Consider the following 18,003-nt stretch of genomic DNA (forward strand, 5'->3'; position numbering starts at 1 on the left):
GCGGACGGGGTTGCGGTCCGGCGATCACTGCGGTCGTGACGATGCCAGCAGGGGTCACTCCGGTGCCCACGCGGCTCGTCACTCCTCCCCGCCGGGCCGGTGGGCGGGTCGCCGCACGGCCGTCTCCTCACCGCCCCACCCGGGCGGCGCCGCCTGATCGACGGGAACGCCCAGACGGCCGGCCACGGCGGTGAGGGCGGCCCCCAGCGGGAGCGCGACGCGGGTGCGGGCGTGCCGGTCGCCCCGGGTCGGGTCCCGGTTGACGATCAGCACCGGCTTCCCGGCCTGCGCCGCCTGGCAAACGAAGCGGAGGCCGGACATCACCGTCAGCGAGGAACCGAGCACCAGCAGCGAGGCGGCCTCACGGACCAGGGCCCGGCAGTGCTCGACCCGCGCCGGGGGGACGGCTTCGCCGAAGAACACGACGTCCGGCTTGAGGATGCCGCCGCAGACCGCGCAGGGCATCACCCGGAACTCCCCGACCTGGTCGTCGGTCAGGTCGGCGTCACCGTCGGGGTTGATCCCGGCGGCCACCGGCGCGAAGCCCGCGTTGGCCTCCGCCAGACGCCGGGCGAGTGCGCGGCGCGGACTGCGGGCACCGCAGGAGAGGCAGACGACCCGGTCCAGGCTTCCGTGGAGTTCCACGACGCCCTCCCCGCCGGCGGCCTGGTGCAGACCGTCCACGTTCTGCGTGATCACCCCGGTGAGGAGACCGTGCCGCTCGAACGCGGCCACGGCCCGGTGCCCGGCGTTGGGGCGGGCACGGCCGAAGGTGCGCCAGCCGAGATGGCTGCGGGCCCAGTACCGGCGCCGGGCCCGGGCGTCGGCGGTGAACTCCTGGTAGGTCATCGGGGTGTGCCTGCTCAGGCTGCCGCCCACGCCCCGGTAGTCCGGGATGCCCGACTCCGTGGAGATCCCGGCCCCGCTGAGCACGAGCACGCCCCCGGCGCCCAGCGCCTCGACGACCGGTTCCGCATCCGTGGTGCCCGGCGGCAGACCCTCGGCGGGGGTCCAGCTCAGAGTGGGACGCATGCGCATGCCCCCAGGGTACGGAACGGGCCGGCGCCTGCCTGCGCGGTGGGCGCACGCGGGTGCCGGCCCCGGGGCCTGGCGGGCGGCCTGCCCGGCCGCGCCGTGCGTGCCGGTGGCCTGCCCGGGGTGTGCGTCGCGCCCGCCTCGGCGTACCGGCGGGGGCCGGCGGAGGGCTGCTCGACGCGTCCGTGGCCGCCCTTCGCTCCGCGTCCACCCGAAGGAGCTGAACGACGGAGGGGCCCGACGTCACGGCGGGTCCGCCGGCGTGGACGGCCCGGTGAACCCGAAGGGATGAACGCTGCGCGAACCGCGTCCGGCGCGGTGACCGGCCCTCCAGACTGCGACGGAGGTCTCACCGTCCGTGCTCTGCGGCGGGCCCGCGCGGCGCATCGCGTGCGCGGCGCCGACGGTGCCTCGCGAGGGTGCGGGGCGAGGGAGGGGGGAAGGGTGGCGCAGCGGCGCACTCCGTTCGGTGACAGAGCCCGCTACTGGTTCGACAGCACACTGGCCCGCGGCGCCGCCGCGCTCGTCGGCTGGATGGCGCTGTTGTGCCTGTCCGTCGTCGTACCGGCCAGCGCGGTGCTGGTGTGGACCGACCCCGCCGCGCCGGCGTCCCCGACGGACCGGCTGGCGGAGGTGTGGCGGCTCACGGGGGAGACCCTGCGGCTGGGCGGGGCGACGGGCACGCCGCTGCGGGTGACGGTTTCGGTGCTGCTCGCACTGGTCACCCTGCTGTACGTCTCCACGCTCGTCGGCCTGGTCACGACGGCGCTCACGGAGCGGCTCACCGCGTTGCGGCGGGGCCGCTCCACCGTGCTCGAACACGGGCACGCCGTGGTCCTGGGATGGTCGGAGCAGGTCTTCACCGTGGTGAGCGAGCTGGTGGCCGCCAACGCCAACCAGCGGCGCGCCGCGGTGGCGGTGCTGGCCGACCGGGACAAGACCCTGATGGAGGAGGCCCTGAGCACCAAGGTGGGCTCCGCCGGCCGTACGCGGCTGATCTGCCGCAGCGGCCCCGTCACCGACCCCGCCGTGCTCCCCCTGGCCAGTCCGGCCACGGCCGGTGTCGTGCTGGTCCTGCCCCACGACGAGCCCGACGCGGATGCCGAGGTGGTCAGGACACTGCTGGCGCTCAGGGCGGCCCTGGCCGGGGTGAAGAGCCGTCCGCCCGTCGTCGCCGCCGTCCGGGACGACCGGTACCGTCTGGCCGCCAGCCTCGCCGCCGGGCCGGGCGGCATCGTCCTGGAGAGCGACACCGTCACTGCCCGGCTGATCGTCCAGGCCGCCCGCCGCCCCGGGCTCTCCCTCGTCCACCAGGAACTCCTCGACTTCGCCGGCGACGAGTTCTACCTGGTCTCCGAGCCGTCCCTGACCGGCCGCCCGTTCGGTGACGCGTTGCTGTCCTACCCGACGTCGAGTGTCGTCGGGCTGCTCCGCGCGGACACCCCCCTGCTCAACCCGCCGCCCGCGACGCCCGTCACCGCGGACGACCTGCTGGTCGTCCTCACCCGCGACGACGACACGGCCCGGCCGGCCGACTGCGCGGAGTTGGCCGAGGACGCGGTGATCGCCTCCGGCCCCGCGAGGCCCGCACGGGCGGAGCGGGTCCTGCTGCTGGGCTGGAACCGCCGGGCGCCGCTCATGGTCGACCAGTTGCGACGCCGGGCCCGGCCGGGATCGGTCGTGGACGTGGTGGCGGACCGTGGTGAGGCGACCGTCCGGCAGGTGGACGAGGCCGGCGGTGCCCGCCTGAGCCTGACGCTGCACCACGGGGACATCACCCGCCCCGAGACACTGAGGCGCATGGACGTCCACTCCTACGACAGCGTGATCGTGCTCGGCCGGGACCCCGCCCCCGGGCAGCCGCCGCAGGCCCCCGACAACCGCACGCTCGTCACCCTCCTGCTGCTGCGCCAACTGGAGGAGGCCACCGGACGCGAACTGCCCGTGGTCACCGAACTGATCGACGACCGGAACCGCGCGCTGGCCCCCATCGGCCCCGGAGCCGACGTGATCATCAGTGGCAAGCTCGTCGGCCTGCTCATGGCGCAGATCTCCCAGAACCGGCACCTGGCGGCGGTGTTCGAGGAACTGTTCTCCGCGGACGGCGCCGGGGTCCGCCTGCGGCCGGCCGACGACTACGTACTGCCCGGGTGCGAGACGTCCTTCGCCACCGTGGTGGCCGCGGCACGTCGTCGCGGCGAATGCGCCATCGGCTACCGGCGCCACGACGAGGCGTCGACGGGCCCCGCCTACGGCGTGCGGATCAACCCGCCCAAGAACGAGCGGCGCCGCTGGGCGGTCGAGGACGAAGTGGTCGTCGTCGGCCGGGACTGACGGACGGCGTCGGCGCGGAGAGGACACCGCCCGGCTCTCCGGAACGGCGGGTACGGGCGAACTGCCCGCTTCACGGGGCCCGATGCCCCGACGACCCGACGAAGCGGACCTTCGGCGTGGCGGGATCTCGCCCCGAGACCGCGGGATCGCCGTGCTCCGCACCCCGCGCGGGCTCGGCCGCCGGTGGGGCCGGCGGGCGAGCAGCGCCCGCCGGCGCGGGCGGCGGGTGTCACTTCCGGGGTGTGCCGGTCTCCCCGCCGACGGCCTCCTGGCAGAGGTCCGCCCAGGTGCGTGAGTCCTTGATCAGATCGTCGCAGAACGCGGCGACGTCGTCGCCGGTGACGTGCAGGACTCCCTTGCCCGCGGCGGCGCCCTCCTCGAAGAAGTCGACGATCCCGGGGAGCAGCGGCCCGTCGGGGAGGTCGACGGGCCCGACCTTGAACAGGTACCTCTGCATCTCCTTGTAGACGATCTGGTAGTCCGGCGGGAGCGCCTTGACCCGAGCCAGGTGCGCGCGCCACTGCTTCTTGCCCTCGATGATGTCCTGGATGCTCACGTCAGCCTCCCAGCCGGCTCAGTTTCCTCGCGACGTTCCTGTTCAACTGGTCGCGCCACCGGTCGCGATGGGTTCGAGCACCCGCGTCGCCGACCAGCGCCGCGCAGAAGCCCCGGATGTCGTCGCCGAGCACCTCGTGGGCGCTCTGCCCGTCCGCCGCCGTCTCCTCGAGCAACCCCAGGGCGGCGTCGAGGACCGGCGTCAGATTGCGGCCGGTGAAGCTCGCACGCGGGTACAGGTGGCCCTTGATCTGTTCCCACGCCGCCCGGTGGTCGTCCGGCAGGGCCTCGGCCCGGGCCTCGAACGCCTTCCAGTCCCGAGTGAGATCGCTGCCGGTGACGGTCTCCCAGAAGTTCATCCTCCGCTCTCCCTGAGCTTGTCGATGCGTGCTGAGACGTACTGCCACTTCGTCCAGAACGTCGCGAGTTCCTCGCGTCCGGCGTCGTTGAGCGCGTAGAACTTGCGTGGCGGACCGACCTCGGACGGTCTTTTCGTCACCTGGACGAGTCCGTTCCTCTCCAGTCGCAGCAGGATGGTGTACACCGTCCCCTCGACGACGCCGGCGAAGCCGAGCTCGTTCAGCCGGCGGGTGATGGCGTAGCCGTAGGTTTCCTCGGTGCCGATGATCTCGAGCACGCACCCTTCGAGCGTGCCCTTCAGTATTTCCGTCAGGTCGTCCAACGAGCGCCCTCCTCGGCCCGCGCGGTACTGCGTAGTACCGAGTACCGCTATACAGTATCACCGAGTAGCAGAGGTGTCAGGCGGCAGTCACGGTCCTGTCGAGGTGTCCGGTCGCGTCGTGGACGCAGGCCCGTCCTCCGGGGCCCCGGCGCCGAGCCGTGGCCCTGTCCGGCCTTGTTCGGCCCTGTCTGGCTCTGTCCTCTTGCCGTTACTTCTTCTTCCGGCGCAGCAGCAGGCAGGCGACGACGAGGGCCGCTCCGGCCGCGAGGAGGGGCGTGCGGTTGTCGCGCACCGGTTCCGGCGCCTGGTCGTGCCACATCTGCTGGGCCTGACCGGCCTTGGCCTTCGCCTGCTCCGCGGCCGCGGCGGCCTTGGCCTTGACCGGGTCGGGCAGCTTCTCCTGCACCAGGTGCGCGGCCTCGGCCGCCTTGGCCTTGACCTGCACGGACAGCTCCGTGGCCTTGGCGGACGCCTGCTCCCTGGCCTGGGCCGCCTTCTCCTGGGCGCGCGCCTTGACGTCGGTCTTGTCGGCCAGTGCCTCGACCGTGTCCCCCAGGTGCCGGCGGGTCTGCTCCACCTGCTCGCGCAGCTCGTCCGGGCCGGCGGCGGTGGGCTCGTCGTGGGGCGGCTGGGTCATCGCTTGGCACTCTCCTTGATCTGGGCCACGTCGGCCTTCACGCTGTCGATGGCCTGTTCGGGGGCCGGCGGAGCGGCCCGGGTGACTTCCTTCTTGCCCGTCAACGCCAGAACACCCGTGATCACGCCGAGAACGGCGGTCACGATCAGAGCCGCCGCCCACACGGGCAGCGGCACGGCGAGGGCCGCGATCACCATGGTGATCAGCGCCTGGAGGGTGAAGAAACCGGCCAGGCCGGCCCCGCCGAACAGGCCGCCGCCTTTGCCGTAGCGCTTGCCCTTCTCCTTCATCTCCGCCTGCGCCAGGCGCATTTCCGCCCGCACCAGCTCCGTCAGCTGCTGCGACGCACGCTGCACCAGCTCCCCGACCGGCTCACCACCCGAAGACGAACTCCCGGGATGGCTGCCGGAAGCGAGACGGTCGATCTCAGCCATCGTCAACACCCTCCTGCCGTAAGGACCGCCCGAGTCCCACCGGAAGGCGAATCAACACCTGTCCGGCATGACCGGCACACGCCATTCACAAGATCACCTCGCCCCAGCCGACCCGGCGCGGGCGGCGCACGGCCCGGACCGAGGCACCGCCCGGACCGGCCATCGCCGCGCGGTCGGTCCGGCGTCGCGGCCGGTCCCCCGGCGGCGCGGCCCGCCCGCCTCGCGCCCCGCCCCGGGCGGCCCCGGCCGGCGCCGTGTCCCACCGCGGCTCGGCCGGTCACCGTCCCGCTTCGCGGCGGTCCTGCTCGTCCCAGGCGCGGGTGTCGCGCGGCGGTACGTAGGGCTCGTCCTCGGGGTCCATGCCACCGGCGATGGCACGCTGGCGGGCCATCTCCGCGTCGAACTCCAGGCCCAGCAGGATCGCTATGTTGCTGACCCACAGCCACACCAGGAACACGATCACGCCCGCCAGCGTGCCGTAGGTCTTGTTGTACGAGGAGAAGTTGGCCACGTAGAACGCGAACGCGCCCGACGCGAGCATCCAGATCACCAGCGCGACCACGCTGCCCGGGCTGACCCACCTGAAGCCGGGGCCCTTCACGTTCGGCGTCGCCCAGAACAGGATCCCGATCATGATGATGACCAAGACCACCAGCACCGGCCACTTCGCGAACGACCACACCGTCAACACGCTGTCCCCGATGCCCAGGGCGGTTCCCGCCTGCCGGGCGAGGCCGCCGGTGAAGACCACGATCAGCGCACTGACCACGACCAGGACCAGCAGGACGACCGTCACCCCTACACGCACCGGGAGCACCTTCCACACCGGACGTCCCTCCGGCATGTCGTAGACCGCGTTGGCGGTACGGATGAACGCCGCGACATACCCGGAAGCCGACCACACAGCCAGCACGAGACCGAGCACGGCCATCAACGACCCGACCCCGCCGCGGCCCTGCAACTGCGTCACCGCGTCACTGATGATGTCCCTGGCCGAGGCCGGCGCCACCTTCTGCAGGTTTTCCAGGACCTGGTCGGTCGCCGACTTGCCGGCGAGGCCCAGCAGCGACACCAGCACGAGGAGGGCGGGAAACAGCGACAGCACCCCGTAGTAGGTCAGCGACGCCGCCCGGTCGATGAGTTCATCGTCCTGGAACTCCCGCACCGTTCCCTTGAGTACCGCCCACCACGACCGCTTCCCCAACTGCGTGGGCTCGTCGGGGGCCCGCCGCTCCACCTCCCCGTCGGGGCCGGCTTGTGATGCCGGCAGCTCCGACCCGCGGCTCGCCGTCCCCTGCGCACTGCCCTGGTCATCTCGTGAAGTCCCGTCCATGACACCGGGGGTAACCGCCCCTGTCGCCGACATGCCCGAAGAACGGCGCCACTTCGGACAGCCCGGCGGCCTCGCCCCTGCCGGACGGACCGGTGGCTGCGCGAACACGCCCCCTCCCCTTGTACGCCCCCGGCCCGACCGGGCGTCACCTCTCCCGCTGCACGCGCCCCTCCCTCTGCACGCCCCTCGCCCGGCCGGCGTCACCTCGTCCGCCGGGCACGGCACCTCGCCCGCCGAGGTCGTTCTTCTGGAAGAGCGGGGTACGCGGCAGAGCCCGGGACCGGAAGCAGTGGAGGTAGGACGCGTGCGACAGCCGCTTGTTTGGATGCTCGCCCTGCGGGGTGCGACGGCCGTGGCGTTCGGCTTCTTCGCCCTGGTCTGGCCCACCGTGACGGTATCGGCGCTCTCATTGCTCTTCGGCGTCTACGCGCTCATCGACGGCACCGCCCGGCTGGTCGGCGCTCTCCGCCCGGCGGGGGACCGCGAGCCCCACCCGGTCCGGGCGAGCGGCGGCGTCCTCGGCGTGGCGGCCGGTTTGCCGGCGGTGGCCTGGCCGGAGCTCTCCGGGGGGACGCTGGTCGTTCTCATCGGCGCGTGGGCCGTGGCGACCGGCGTCGCCGAAATCTGCGCGGTCCTGCGGCCGCACGGTGCGGACCACGAGCGGGTGCTGCTGGTGACCGGTGCGGCCTCGGTCGCCGCCGGGATACTGCTCTGGCTGCGCCCGCACCACGGAGCGAGCGCCATCGCCGGTGTGACGGGCGGCTACGCACTCGTGAGCGGCGTCCTGATGCTCGCGGTCGCCTGGCGGCTGCGGGACCTCGTGACACGTGCGCCGAAGGCCGCCCGGCACATCTGAGGGGACGTCGGCGCGGTCGCGGACCCCCGCGCGGGACGGCCGTCGGGCGCGCGGCCGGGCGATCCCTCCGCGCGGGGCGCCCCGCGCCCCACCCGTCGGCGATCAGGGCGTAGTCGCGCAGTGCCCGCGGGCTGCGCGCCGGGGGGCCGGGGCGGCGGCGTCGGTCGTGCCGGGCCGGATCATGGGACGCGAGCCCGGTCCGCGGCGGTCCGGCCGGGGATGTGGCCGGGGTGCGTCGTTCGGGTCACCTGTTCTCTTCGGTGCTGTCGTGCGGGCCGGCGCCGGGACGGTCGTCGCGGTGGCGGCTGCCGGGCAGCATCTCCTGGACCTTGGCCTTCAGCCCCTGCTTCACCATGGAGCCGCGGTCGCTGTCCCCCTTGAGGATCGCGGTGGCCGCTGCCTCGATCTGGTCCAGGGAGGCGTGCGGCGGGATCGGCGGGACGGCCGGATCGGTGCGGAAGTCGATGACGAAGGGACGGTCGGCGGCAAGGGCCTGGTCCCAGGCGGCCTCGACCTGCTCGGGCTTCTCCACCCGGACGCCGCCCAGGCCGAAGGAGCGCGCGATGTCGGCGTAGGGAAGGTCGGGGATGTGCTGGGACTCCTCGAACTGGGGGGCGCCGGACATGGCCCGCATCTCCCAGGTGACCTGGTTGAGGTCGCCGTTGTTGAGCACGGCCACGATCAGCCGGGGATCGGACCACTCGTGGTAGTACTTCGCGGCGGTGACCAGCTCCATCATGCCGTTCATCTGCATGGCGCCGTCGCCGACCAGGGCGATGGCGGGCCGGTCGGGGTGGGCGAACTTCGCACCGATGGAGTACGGCACCCCGGGGCCCATGGTGGCCAGGGTGCCGGACAGGGAGCCGCGCATCCGGCCGCGCAGCCGCAGGTGGCGGGCGTACCAGTTGGCGGCAGAGCCGGAGTCGGCGCTCAGGATCACGTCGTCGGGCAGCTTGCCGTCCAGGGCGTGCACGACGTACTCCGGGTTGACCGGGTCGGCGCTGACGGCGGCGCGGCGCTGCATGACCTCCCACCAGCGGGCGACGTTCTTCTCGGTCTTCTCCCGCCAGGTCCGGTCCTCCTTGCGGTGCAGGCGGGGCAGCAGCCGCTGCAGTGTCTCGCGGGCGTCGCCGACGAGGTTGACCTCGTTCGGGTAGCGCAGGCCGATCATGTGCGGGTCGATGTCGATCTGCACCGCCCGCGCCTGGTCCAGCTCCGGCAGGAACTGCGTGTACGGGAAACTGGAGCCGATCATCAGCAGGGTGTCGCACTCCTGCATCAGCTCGTAGGAGGGGCGGGTGCCCAGCAGCCCGATGGAGCCGGTGACGTAGGGCAGGTCGTCGGGCAGGGCGTCCTTGCCGAGCAGTGCCTTGGCCACACCGGCGCCGAGCACGTCGGCCAGCCGCTCGACCTCTTCGCGGGCGCCCCGGGCGCCCTGGCCGATGAGGACGGCGACCTTCTCGCCGGAGTTCAGCACGTCGGCGGCCCGCTGGACGTCCTCGTCGGCGGGGACGGGCGCGTACCGTCCCAGCCCGAGGCTGGAGGGCACCATCTTGAAGGCGTGCGTGGGCGGGCTGTAGTCCAGCTCCTGCACGTCGGCGGGGAGGATGATCGCGGTGACGGTGCGCTTGGCGTACGCGGTGCGCAAGGCGCGGTCGATCAGGTTCGGCAGCTGCTCGGGCACGGTCGCCGTCTCGCAGAAGTCCGAGGCCACGTCCTTGTACAGGCTGGCCAGGTCCACTTCCTGCTGGTAGGAGCCGCCCATGGCACTGCGGTTGGTCTGCCCGACCAGTGCCACGACCGGAACGTGGTCGAGCTTGGCGTCGTAGAGCCCGTTCAGGAGGTGGATCGCGCCCGGTCCGGACGTCGCGGCGCACACCCCGACCCTGCCGGAGAACTTCGCGTAGCCGACGGCCTGGAACGCGGCCATCTCCTCGTGCCGGGCCTGGACGAACCTGGGCTTGTTGTCCGCGCGCCCCCAGGCGGCCAGCAGCCCGTTGATCCCGTCACCCGCGTAGGCGAAGACGTGCTCGACGTCCCATTCGCGCAGCCGCTGGAGGATGTAGTCGGACACCTTCGTGCTGGCCATGCAAGCTCCGTTTCCGATCCCGCTAGGTAACGACTGTCCCCGGCGTCGGGACGCGCGGGGGCACGACACCTCATGGGTAACCGTGCGGGTAGGGGGGAAACGTCGCCCGCGCGAAGCCCGACCCGGTCGCGCCGCCACCGGCAGGGGAGGCGGGCAGGCCGCTGCGCGCCTGTTCGCGGCGGCGGCACGCCTCGGCGCGGACGCGGCAGTGCCCGTGCCGTCCGGCGGGGCTCGCGCACTCGTCACGGCAGGCCGCGCGTACGGCGGCGCACGCCGTGCGGACACTCCACCCGGACCGTCCGCACGCCGTGCGGACGGTCCGGGTGGAGTGTCGGCGTCGTGGCCGGTGGGGCGGGAGCGGACCGCGGCGGTCGCGGTGCGGGCGTCGGCCCGGTCGGCGTCGGTGCGGACGCGCTGACGCGCCAGGCCCGACGACGGCCGGGGAACCCGTCCGGAGGCGAAGCTCCCGGACCGGTGACCTCCCCCGTCCGTCGAGCGGCCCCAGGAGAGCGTCAGATCCAGCGGCACGAGACCGCCGGCCCGCAGGGCAGGGGCTGCCGAAGGGACCCGCGGCCATGACCGGCCGGCCGGTGGTGTCCCGCCTCGGTCGCCGTTGCCGCGGGCCGCTCCGCGACCCGTGGCGCGGGCTGCCGGAACGGACTCAGCAGACCCGGACCCCGTCGATCATGTTGTTCCAGGAGGTGTTCGCGAGGCTGTCCTCCGTGTGGTAGGCGTGGCTGTCGAACTTGTAGACCCAGGAGCCCTGCCAGTTGTAGAACAGCGACCGCGTGCCGGTGGTCTGGTTGTTCTTGTACGAGGTGAGGCGGTCGCTGAAGCCGTAGTCGCTCAGGTCGCGGAATCCGCACACGTAGAGCGACAGCTTGCTGCCGGTCCAGTTGGCGCCGTCCCACAGGCACAGGTACGTGTAGCTGCAGCTGGTGTCGGCCGTGCCGGGCACGGACACCGTGATGCTCGCGCTGCCGTCCTTGGCCCGGATCTCGTTGTGACTCACCTGTTCCGCCGGGACCTTGACGTCCGCCAGCCGGGCGTCCACCCGGTCCTGCAACCGGGCCGCCTGCCGGGCCGAAAGGCCCGCCGCCTGCGCCTCCGCCGCGTACGTCGACGCGGCCGGCCGCGGGGCCCGGTCGGCAGCGGCCGCGGTGGCCGTGCCGGCTCCGAGCGCCAGCGCCGTGCCGCACAGCAGGGCTGTGGTGCGCTTCGTCATCCTGGCCCTGAGTTCCATGGGGTTTCCCTCCGTCGGGGTTGCGCTTCCTCAACAGGTTCGGACGGAGGGCGGCCGTCGCGCACCACTCTTTGGCCTCAGCCACATCGAACCCCCAACAGGCGCCGTCCCGTCGGTGTCACCGTGTGCAGTACGTGCTTGCCGTCGCGGTGGCTGGTCAGCAGGTCCGCTTCCCGCAGCACCGCCAGCTGCTGACTGGCGCTCGGCAGGGAGATGCCCACCGCCGCCGCCAGTTCCGAGGTGGTGCCGCAGTCGCGCGCCGCCGCCTCGTGCAGCAGGGAGGCCCGGGTGGAGCCGAGGAGCCGGGCGAGTTCGGGGGCGGCCGCCGGGAGCGGGGCGACCTTCTTGTCCGCGGGGTAGACCAGTACCGGTCGCAGGTCCTCGTCGATCAGGGTGATCGGCCGGCGCCAGCAGAAGTACGAGGGGACCAGCCGCAGGCCGCGTCCGTGCAGGTGCAGGTCCCGATCGACCGGATAGTCCACGGCCAGCACGGGGGGACGCCACACCGCCATGGGACGGAACGTCTCCAGCAGGGCCCGTGTGCCGCTGGTCGCCAGGGCACGGGAGCGCCACGCGAAGTCGGCGCGGACAGCCGCGTCGATCCGTTCCCAGGAGGGTGCCAGAAACACCTCGTGGTAGGTCCGCAGACCATGGCCCAGCAGCCGCAACGCCTCCACGTCGCCCCGGGCCAGAGCGGGATCGGTAACCGGCTTACCGACCGCTGTCGCCAACGAGGCCATCTCCACCCGCAGTTGGCGTCCGGGAGTGGACAGCACCCGGTCGATGCCCGCTGCCAGGCCGGCGTTTCCGTCCTCGGGGTGCGGGGTCAGGAAGTCCGGCATGTAGCGGGGGTACGGCACCAGGGTCCGCAGCATCCATGCTGCCCACCGGGGCGCCCCGCCGCTCCGGATACGCGTACGGACCGAGTGCCGCCAGGGGTCGAAGTCGAGTGAACCGTCCCTGCCCTGGAGCCGGCAGACACTGCAGACGATCTCCCAGAGCGGGTCGGGACTCCGGGCGATCCGGATGTTCTCCAGGTCCTGAGGGGTGAAGTGGATCCGCAGCAACGACTTCCTCCGACGTCTTGGACGTGGGTACGGAACGTGCACGGCCCAGACTCGGGGACTCGCATAACCGAATCATCGACGGGGGATGAACGCGGTCGTCCGGACGCTGCTCTCCCCTTCGCCGGAGCACCCGGAGCACCCGGAGCACCCGGAGCACCCGGAGCACCCGGCACAGTCGGCGCAGCCGCTGTGGCGGCCCGGGCTCCCACGCGAAGACCGGCGGACGTGGCTGCCGAGGACCCGGGGGCGCGGGGCCCCGCCGGCCGACGGCCCGGCCTGCGGGCGCCCGCCGGGCTGGGGAGGAGGCCCGCGCACCCCGGGGCACCGCTCAGCGACACGGCGACGTCAGCGTGCGTCGCTGGCGCGGAGTGTCAGGATGCGGACGGTGCGTTCGCCCTGGTGGGCGTCCCGCCCGTGCCAGCAGCGGTAGTTGTCGAGGACGAGGATGTCGCCCTCGTCCAGTCCGAACCGGGGCAGTGCCGCTTCGGCGCTGTGCACGGTTTCGCGGAGCCGGTCGAGCTGCCGGCCGATGTGTTCGGCGGCGGGATCGCGGTGCAGGGCAACGGCGCCGTCGGTGCGGCGGACGATGCGCCGGCCGGTGCGGGTGTACTCGACGTGCCGGGCGACGCGCGGCGTGGCCGGCAGCCCGCGCAGCCCGGCCCAGGCGCCGTACAGGTCGACGTCGGTGCCGGTGAGGAAGTCGTGCAGCACCGGGTCGGACGCGGCGAGGCCGTCGACGAACGCGTAGGCGTCGAGGGCGAAGGAGGCGCCGCCCTCGGGTGCGGGCCGGGCGCACTGGAGGAGGACGTGGTCCTCGTCGGGGTGGCGCCGCCGGTGGGGCACCCCGCCGATGTCGACACGGATGTCGAAACCGTCCGCGTGCAGGTGGACCGGGGCGCCGTCGCGCGAGGTGCGGACCCGGTGCGGGTACAGCTCGCGCAGGTGGTCGCCGACGACCTGGGCCGCGGCGACCACCAGGGCGTCGGAGGTGTTCTCGTGGCCGGTGAGGATCACCGCCCCGTCGCGGGCGAGCAGGTCGCGTGCCCTGCGGACACGCTCCTGGGGGACGCGGGCCGGGGTGACGCCCGGGCCGCGGGCGGGGTCCTCCTGCGGGCGGGCGGACTGGGCGGGTGTGTTCATGTCCACAGGGTGTCCCATCACGGGGGGTGCTTCGCCGCGGCGGTCAGGAGGTGTCGCCGCGGGCGGGGGTCCGGGAGAAGGTGCGGGCGCTGGGGACCAGGGCGGCGGCGGCCGGTGCCGCGAAGCAGACCACCGCGCAGCCCGCGAGGACCGCGGTGGCGCCGAAGGCGTCGATGGCGGGGGCGATGACGGCGAGGCCGACCGGGGCGAGGCCGTAGGAGAGCAGGAAGTCCAGGGAGGAGACCCGGGCCAGTTTGTCCGGGGCGACCTCGCGTTGGGCGGCGGTGAACCACGGCACGTTGAACAGCTCGACACCGACGCCCGCGACGGCGTAGGCGGCCATCACGACGGCCGGGTGCACGGGGAACACGAGGCTGAGAGGGGCGAATCCGTAGGCGGCCAGGCCGGCCAGGGCGGCCCGGCCGGGGGAGCGGGGGCGCCAACGGGCGATGAGCAGCGCGCCGCCCAGCGCTCCGGCGGTGTAGGCGGTCATCGCACCCGCGAGCACGACCTCGGTCCCGTACTCGTCCCTGCTGACCATGGGGAGCGCGACCCCGGTCGCGGAGTAGCCGGTGGCTATGACGGCGGTCAGCGCGCCCAGGCCGGCGAGGAACCACGGGTGCCTGCGGGCCTCGCGGACGCCCTCCGCGAACTCGGCCAGGAGGGAGGACCCGCCCCTCCCGGCGGAGGGCCCCGATGTGTCCCGCGCGGTACCCGGCCGTGCGCCGCGTCCGGGAACGCAGGCCGCGACCAGCCAGAGCAGTCCGATGCCCAGCAGCAGCGCCCGGATGTCCAGGAAGACGGCGAGCAGCGCGGCCAGGGAAGGGCCCACGAGCGTGGTGACCCGCACCGCCAGGGTCATGGCGGCGTTGGCCTGCTGCCTGCGGCCGGCGTCGACCACCTCGGCGGTCAGGGCCTGGTAGGCGGGCCGGCAGGCACCCTGGCCCGCTCCCGCCACCGCGGCGGCCACCGCCATCAGCAGCACCGAGCGGCCCAGGCCGACGGCGATCACCGGCGCCGCGGCTCCGGCGGCGAGCCCCGCCCACAGCACGACGCCCCGGCGGGAGTGCCGGTCGGCCAGCACCCCGGCCACGGGCACCGCGGCGAGGAACCCGACGGTGCGCGCCGCGAGCAGCAGACCGAGGTCGGTGGCGGCCAGGGTCCGGTCGAAGACGGCGAGGCCGAGGACGAAGGGCAGGGCCCAGGTGGCCAGGCCCGATGCGGTGGCGCCCGTCCAGAGGCGGAGGAAGGCCAGGTCGAGCAGGATCGAGCGCTGCTTCGCGGGCGGAGACCCGACGGGGGCGGGAGGGGCGGAGGGGGTGGGCACGGGGGCACACTCCTGTCCTGTTGAGGGTGACGGATCGGACGCGAACCGGCTGCAACGTCCCTGCACGGCAGTGGAGTTCTGCGTCGGGACCGGCCGTGGCACACGGCGGGCAGCGCTGTGCCGGCAACACTATCGCAGTGATAACCATTTCCATTAGAGTCCTGTCGGCCGTTGCTCCACGACGGGCGCCTCGGCCTCGCGTTGCCTGTCGCCGTGACGGTCCGTCGGAGGGGGGATCCGCGTGCTAGGTTCTCTCTCATGAACATGATTTTCATTAACGAGAGAAAGTGAAGGTCGCTCACGTGCCTCCGCCCTCGACCTCCGCGCCCTCGGCCGACGGGGAGACGGCCGGACCGGGCGGGGTGCCGGCACCCCGGCCCGCGGCGGCTGTGCGGGGCCGGTTCGCGTCCCGCATGGCGCTGCCGCTCGGCTGCTTGGTGATGGCCGCCGTCCTGCTCGTGTCCGTCGTCGTCGCCATCGGGCTCGGTCCCGCGGTCGTCACCCCGGGGGAGACCGCCCGCCATCTGTGGGCGGCGCTCACCGGCGGCCGGATCGGCGCCGACGAGGTGACGACGTATCAGATCATCTGGCAGATCCGCACGCCGCGCGTGCTGCTGGCGGCACTCGTGGGGGCCGGGCTGAGTGCGGTCGGAGTGGCGATTCAGGCCATGGTGCGCAACGCGCTGGCCGACCCCTTCGTCCTCGGCGTCTCCTCGGGTGCCTCCGTGGGTGCCGTCGGTGTCACCGTCACCGGAGGGCTCGCGGTCCTCGGTATCCACGCCGTCTCCGCCGGCGCCTTCATCGGCGCGCTCGTCGCCTCGCTCCTGGTGTACGCCGCCGCCTCCAGCCGGGGCGCACTGTCACCGCTGCGCCTCGTGCTGACGGGCGTGGCCCTGTCGCTGGGCTTCCAGGCTGTCATGAGCCTGATCATCTACTTCGCGCCGGACAGCGAGGCGACGAGCATGGTCCTGTACTGGACCATGGGCAGTTTCGGTGCCGCGGCCTGGGCCGCCCTGCCCGTCGTGTCCGTCGTGGTCCTCACCGGACTCGCGGTGCTGTACCGGTACGGGCGCGTACTGGACGTGCTCTCCCTCGGCGACGAGACCGCCGCCAGCCTCGGCTTCGATCCCGACCGGCACCGCAAGGTGCTGCTGGTCCTCGTCTCGCTCGTCACGGGCGTCATGGTCGCGGTCAGCGGCGCCATCGCCTTCGTCGGACTCGTCATGCCGCACGTGGTGCGGATGGTCGTCGGTGCCACGCACACCCGCGTCCTCGCCGTGGCCCCCCTGGTCGGAGCGATCTTCATGGTGTGGGTCGATCTGGCGGCGCGCACCCTGGTCGCCCCGCGCGAGCTGCCGCTCGGAGTCATCACCGCGCTCGTGGGCGTGCCCGTCTTCATCACCCTGATGCGCCGCAGGGGCTACACGTTCGGGGGGCGCTGACATGGACCTGAAACTCGATCAACTCTCCGTGGTGACGGACGGCAGGAGTCTCGTGCGCGGGCTGTCCCTGGAAGTGCCGGACGGCCAGGTCGTGGGACTCGTGGGGCCCAACGGAAGCGGCAAGTCCACCGCGCTGCGGTGCGTGTACCGGGCGCTGCGTCCCAGCTCCGGAACCGTCTGGGTGGGCGAGCAGGATCTGACCCGGCTGCCGATGCGGCACAGCGCCCAAACCATCGCGGCCATGACCCAGGACGGCGGCGTCGACTTCGACTTCACCGTCGAGGAGGTCGTCGCGCTCGGACGCGCGCCCCACCTGCGCGGCAACCAGGCACTCAGTGGCCGCGAACGCCACCTGTGCGAGCGGGCGATGGACCAGCTCGACATCGGACACCTCGCCCACCGGGGCGTCCTGACGCTGTCGGGCGGCGAGCGCCAGCGCGTCCTGCTGGCCCGCGCGCTCGTACAGGAACCGGAGATCCTCGTCCTGGACGAGCCGACCAATCACCTGGACGTCCGCCACCAGGTCGACCTGCTCTCGCTCCTGCGCGGGTCGGGGCTCACCGTCCTCGTCGTCCTGCACGACCTCAACCTCGCGGCGGCAGCCTGCGACCGGCTCGGCGTGCTCTCCCAGGGCCGCCTGGTCGCGTCCGGAACGCCCGCGGACGTCCTCACGACCCGGCTCGTCCGCGACGTCTTCGGCGTCAGGGCCAGTGTCGTCCCCCACCCGCTGACCGGCGGTCCCCAGCTCCTGTACTCGCTCAACCCCACCCGCTGAAAGGCTGCTCACGCATGCGCACAACCCGAACCCCCGCCCTGGTCCGCCGGCCCGCCGCTCTCGGCGCCGCCCTGACGGCGGCCCTGGTGCTCGGCGGATGCGGCGCCGAAGTCGAAGCGGACGCCAAGGAGACCGGCAAGGTCACCGTCAAGCGCTGCGGCGAACCGGTGGAGTACACGGTGCCCGAGCGGGCCGTCGCCTACGAGGGCGGCAGCGCCGACAAACTCTTCGCCCTCGGTCTCACCGAGCACGTGCACGGCTATGTGATGCCTCCCGCGAACCCGCCGGTGAGCGAGTCCCCGTGGGCCTCCGAGTACGCCAAGGTGAAGATGCTCAGCGACGACCTCCTGAACAAGGAGGTCGTGGTGGAGGCCAAGTCCGACCTCGTCGTCGCCGGCTGGAACTCCGGCTTCAAGGACGAGCGGGGCATCACACCCGAGATCCTGGACAAGCTCGGCATCCAGAGCTTCATGCACACCGAGAGCTGCTTCAACTACCCCGGTCACCCCGAGAGGATGAGCCCCTTCGAGGCCCTCTACACCGACCTCGAACGGCTCGGCAGGATCTTCCGGGTCGACGAGAAGGCCACGGAGGTCGTCGACGGGTTGAAGAAGCGCGTGGAGGAGGTCGGGGCCAAGGCACCGCAGGGCGACCCGGTGCCCGTCTTCCTCTACGACTCCGGCACCGACCAGCCGTTCACCGCGGGCAACCAGGTGCCCCCCAACGACATCATCAGGACGGCGGGCGGCCGGAACGTCTTCGACGGTCTCGACGAGCGCTGGACCCAGGTCAACTGGGAATCCGTCGCCGAGGCGGAGCCCGAAGTCGTCGTCATCCTCGACTACGGCGACCTGCCCGCCGAAAAGAAGATCGACTTCCTGAAGACGTCCCCTCACACCAGGGAACTGCCGGCCGTGAAGAAGAACAACTTCTTCATCCTCGACTACAACGAGGGCATCAGCGGACCCCGCAACATCGACGGCCTGGAGAAATTCGCCACCTACCTGCGCGAACTCAAGGGCTGAGCCACCGCGCGCCACGGCCCGCCCGGCAG

At 72.8% G+C, this 18,003-nt stretch carries 17 protein-coding genes; 5 read left to right on the top strand and 12 right to left on the bottom strand.

What is annotated here, in order from left to right; all coding sequences use genetic code 11:
* Positions 1-78: 78 nt before the first annotated feature.
* Positions 79-1,038 carry an NAD-dependent protein deacetylase gene (locus ACVV2G_RS24730; RefSeq protein WP_453844946.1) on the bottom strand — a complete coding sequence of 320 codons (960 nt, stop codon included), beginning with the start codon at positions 1,036-1,038 and terminating at the stop codon, positions 79-81.
* 441 nt (positions 1,039-1,479) lie between these two features.
* On the opposite strand from ACVV2G_RS24730, the gene ACVV2G_RS24735 reads away from it, so the two are divergent.
* On the top strand, positions 1,480-3,369 hold the full coding sequence (locus ACVV2G_RS24735) for a CASTOR/POLLUX-related putative ion channel (RefSeq protein ID WP_453844947.1): 1,890 nt from the start codon (positions 1,480-1,482) through the stop codon (positions 3,367-3,369).
* A gap of 229 nt (positions 3,370-3,598) precedes the next feature.
* Here ACVV2G_RS24735 and ACVV2G_RS24740 read toward each other — a convergent pair whose 3' ends face one another.
* The 6 genes from ACVV2G_RS24740 to ACVV2G_RS24765 form a co-directional block, all read right to left on the bottom strand.
* Positions 3,599-3,925, bottom strand: coding sequence for a DUF1048 domain-containing protein (locus tag ACVV2G_RS24740; protein WP_453844948.1), 327 nt, complete (start codon positions 3,923-3,925; stop codon positions 3,599-3,601).
* Position 3,926: 1 nt separating this feature from the next.
* Positions 3,927-4,283, bottom strand: a complete 357-nt coding sequence (locus ACVV2G_RS24745; RefSeq protein WP_453844949.1) for a DUF1048 domain-containing protein — start codon at positions 4,281-4,283, stop codon at positions 3,927-3,929.
* Positions 4,280-4,606 (bottom strand): PadR family transcriptional regulator, encoded by a 327-nt coding sequence (locus ACVV2G_RS24750; RefSeq protein ID WP_453844950.1) that lies wholly within the window; start codon positions 4,604-4,606, stop codon positions 4,280-4,282. Before ACVV2G_RS24750 ends, ACVV2G_RS24745 begins: the two co-directional genes overlap by 4 nt.
* Positions 4,607-4,814: 208 nt before the next feature.
* Positions 4,815-5,243, bottom strand: a complete 429-nt coding sequence (locus tag ACVV2G_RS24755; RefSeq protein ID WP_453844951.1) for a DUF3618 domain-containing protein — start codon at positions 5,241-5,243, stop codon at positions 4,815-4,817.
* Entirely contained in the window at positions 5,240-5,677 is a 438-nt protein-coding gene (locus ACVV2G_RS24760) for a phage holin family protein (protein ID WP_453844952.1), read from the bottom strand. Before ACVV2G_RS24760 ends, ACVV2G_RS24755 begins: the two co-directional genes overlap by 4 nt.
* A 277-nt stretch (positions 5,678-5,954) precedes the next feature.
* Positions 5,955-7,010, bottom strand: coding sequence for a YihY/virulence factor BrkB family protein (locus ACVV2G_RS24765; protein WP_453844953.1), 1,056 nt, complete (start codon positions 7,008-7,010; stop codon positions 5,955-5,957).
* A gap of 325 nt (positions 7,011-7,335) precedes the next feature.
* Between ACVV2G_RS24765 and ACVV2G_RS24770 the strand changes: the two genes are divergently transcribed.
* The gene (locus tag ACVV2G_RS24770; RefSeq protein WP_453844954.1) at positions 7,336-7,866 is read left to right on the top strand and encodes an HdeD family acid-resistance protein; all 531 of its coding nucleotides are present in this window, start codon (positions 7,336-7,338) and stop codon (positions 7,864-7,866) included.
* A 244-nt stretch (positions 7,867-8,110) separates the two neighbouring features.
* On the opposite strand, the gene ACVV2G_RS24775 is transcribed toward ACVV2G_RS24770, so the two are convergent.
* The 5 genes from ACVV2G_RS24775 to ACVV2G_RS24795 form a co-directional block, all read right to left on the bottom strand.
* Entirely contained in the window at positions 8,111-9,955 is a 1,845-nt protein-coding gene (locus ACVV2G_RS24775; protein WP_453844955.1) for a thiamine pyrophosphate-requiring protein, read from the bottom strand.
* Between the two features lie 661 nt (positions 9,956-10,616).
* Positions 10,617-11,180 carry a hypothetical protein gene (locus ACVV2G_RS24780; RefSeq protein ID WP_453844956.1) on the bottom strand — a complete coding sequence of 188 codons (564 nt, stop codon included), beginning with the start codon at positions 11,178-11,180 and terminating at the stop codon, positions 10,617-10,619.
* Between the two features lie 95 nt (positions 11,181-11,275).
* Complete coding sequence (locus tag ACVV2G_RS24785; protein WP_453844957.1) at positions 11,276-12,265, bottom strand: ArsR/SmtB family transcription factor; 990 nt, start codon at positions 12,263-12,265, stop codon at positions 11,276-11,278.
* Positions 12,266-12,610: 345 nt separating this feature from the next.
* Positions 12,611-13,405 carry a TauD/TfdA family dioxygenase gene (locus ACVV2G_RS24790; RefSeq protein WP_453844958.1) on the bottom strand — a complete coding sequence of 265 codons (795 nt, stop codon included), beginning with the start codon at positions 13,403-13,405 and terminating at the stop codon, positions 12,611-12,613.
* 43 nt (positions 13,406-13,448) lie between these two features.
* Positions 13,449-14,732, bottom strand: coding sequence for an MFS transporter (locus ACVV2G_RS24795; protein ID WP_453844959.1), 1,284 nt, complete (start codon positions 14,730-14,732; stop codon positions 13,449-13,451).
* Positions 14,733-15,145: 413 nt separating this feature from the next.
* Here ACVV2G_RS24795 and ACVV2G_RS24800 point away from each other — a divergent pair, with 413 nt between their 5' ends.
* The 3 genes from ACVV2G_RS24800 to ACVV2G_RS24810 are packed head-to-tail and all read left to right on the top strand — an operon-like array spanning position 15,146 to position 17,974.
* The gene (locus ACVV2G_RS24800; protein WP_453844960.1) at positions 15,146-16,174 is read left to right on the top strand and encodes a FecCD family ABC transporter permease; all 1,029 of its coding nucleotides are present in this window, start codon (positions 15,146-15,148) and stop codon (positions 16,172-16,174) included.
* A gap of 1 nt (position 16,175) precedes the next feature.
* The gene (locus ACVV2G_RS24805; RefSeq protein ID WP_453844961.1) at positions 16,176-16,949 is read left to right on the top strand and encodes an ABC transporter ATP-binding protein; all 774 of its coding nucleotides are present in this window, start codon (positions 16,176-16,178) and stop codon (positions 16,947-16,949) included.
* 14 nt (positions 16,950-16,963) lie between these two features.
* Positions 16,964-17,974: an ABC transporter substrate-binding protein gene (locus ACVV2G_RS24810; protein ID WP_453844962.1), complete on the top strand. Its 1,011-nt coding sequence runs from the start codon at positions 16,964-16,966 to the stop codon at positions 17,972-17,974.
* The last annotated feature ends 29 nt before the right edge of the window (positions 17,975-18,003 follow it).

The organism is Streptomyces sp. JK94, assembly GCF_053613315.1.

What these genes read in the sequence shown, in the direction of transcription:
- ACVV2G_RS24730 (WP_453844946.1), bottom strand. Translation starts at nt 1,038, where the DNA reads ATGCGCATGCGTCCCACTCTGAGCTGGACCCCCGCCGAGGGTCTGCCG.
- ACVV2G_RS24745 (WP_453844949.1), bottom strand. Translation starts at nt 4,283, where the DNA reads ATGAACTTCTGGGAGACCGTCACCGGCAGCGATCTCACTCGGGACTGG.
- ACVV2G_RS24755 (WP_453844951.1), bottom strand. Translation starts at nt 5,243, where the DNA reads ATGACCCAGCCGCCCCACGACGAGCCCACCGCCGCCGGCCCGGACGAG.
- ACVV2G_RS24760 (WP_453844952.1), bottom strand. Translation starts at nt 5,677, where the DNA reads ATGGCTGAGATCGACCGTCTCGCTTCCGGCAGCCATCCCGGGAGTTCG.
- ACVV2G_RS24765 (WP_453844953.1), bottom strand. Translation starts at nt 7,010, where the DNA reads ATGGACGGGACTTCACGAGATGACCAGGGCAGTGCGCAGGGGACGGCG.
- ACVV2G_RS24770 (WP_453844954.1), top strand. Translation starts at nt 7,336, where the DNA reads ATGCTCGCCCTGCGGGGTGCGACGGCCGTGGCGTTCGGCTTCTTCGCC.
- ACVV2G_RS24775 (WP_453844955.1), bottom strand. Translation starts at nt 9,955, where the DNA reads ATGGCCAGCACGAAGGTGTCCGACTACATCCTCCAGCGGCTGCGCGAA.
- ACVV2G_RS24780 (WP_453844956.1), bottom strand. Translation starts at nt 11,180, where the DNA reads ATGACGAAGCGCACCACAGCCCTGCTGTGCGGCACGGCGCTGGCGCTC.
- ACVV2G_RS24790 (WP_453844958.1), bottom strand. Translation starts at nt 13,405, where the DNA reads ATGAACACACCCGCCCAGTCCGCCCGCCCGCAGGAGGACCCCGCCCGC.
- ACVV2G_RS24800 (WP_453844960.1), top strand. Translation starts at nt 15,146, where the DNA reads ATGGCGCTGCCGCTCGGCTGCTTGGTGATGGCCGCCGTCCTGCTCGTG.
- ACVV2G_RS24805 (WP_453844961.1), top strand. Translation starts at nt 16,176, where the DNA reads ATGGACCTGAAACTCGATCAACTCTCCGTGGTGACGGACGGCAGGAGT.
- ACVV2G_RS24810 (WP_453844962.1), top strand. Translation starts at nt 16,964, where the DNA reads ATGCGCACAACCCGAACCCCCGCCCTGGTCCGCCGGCCCGCCGCTCTC.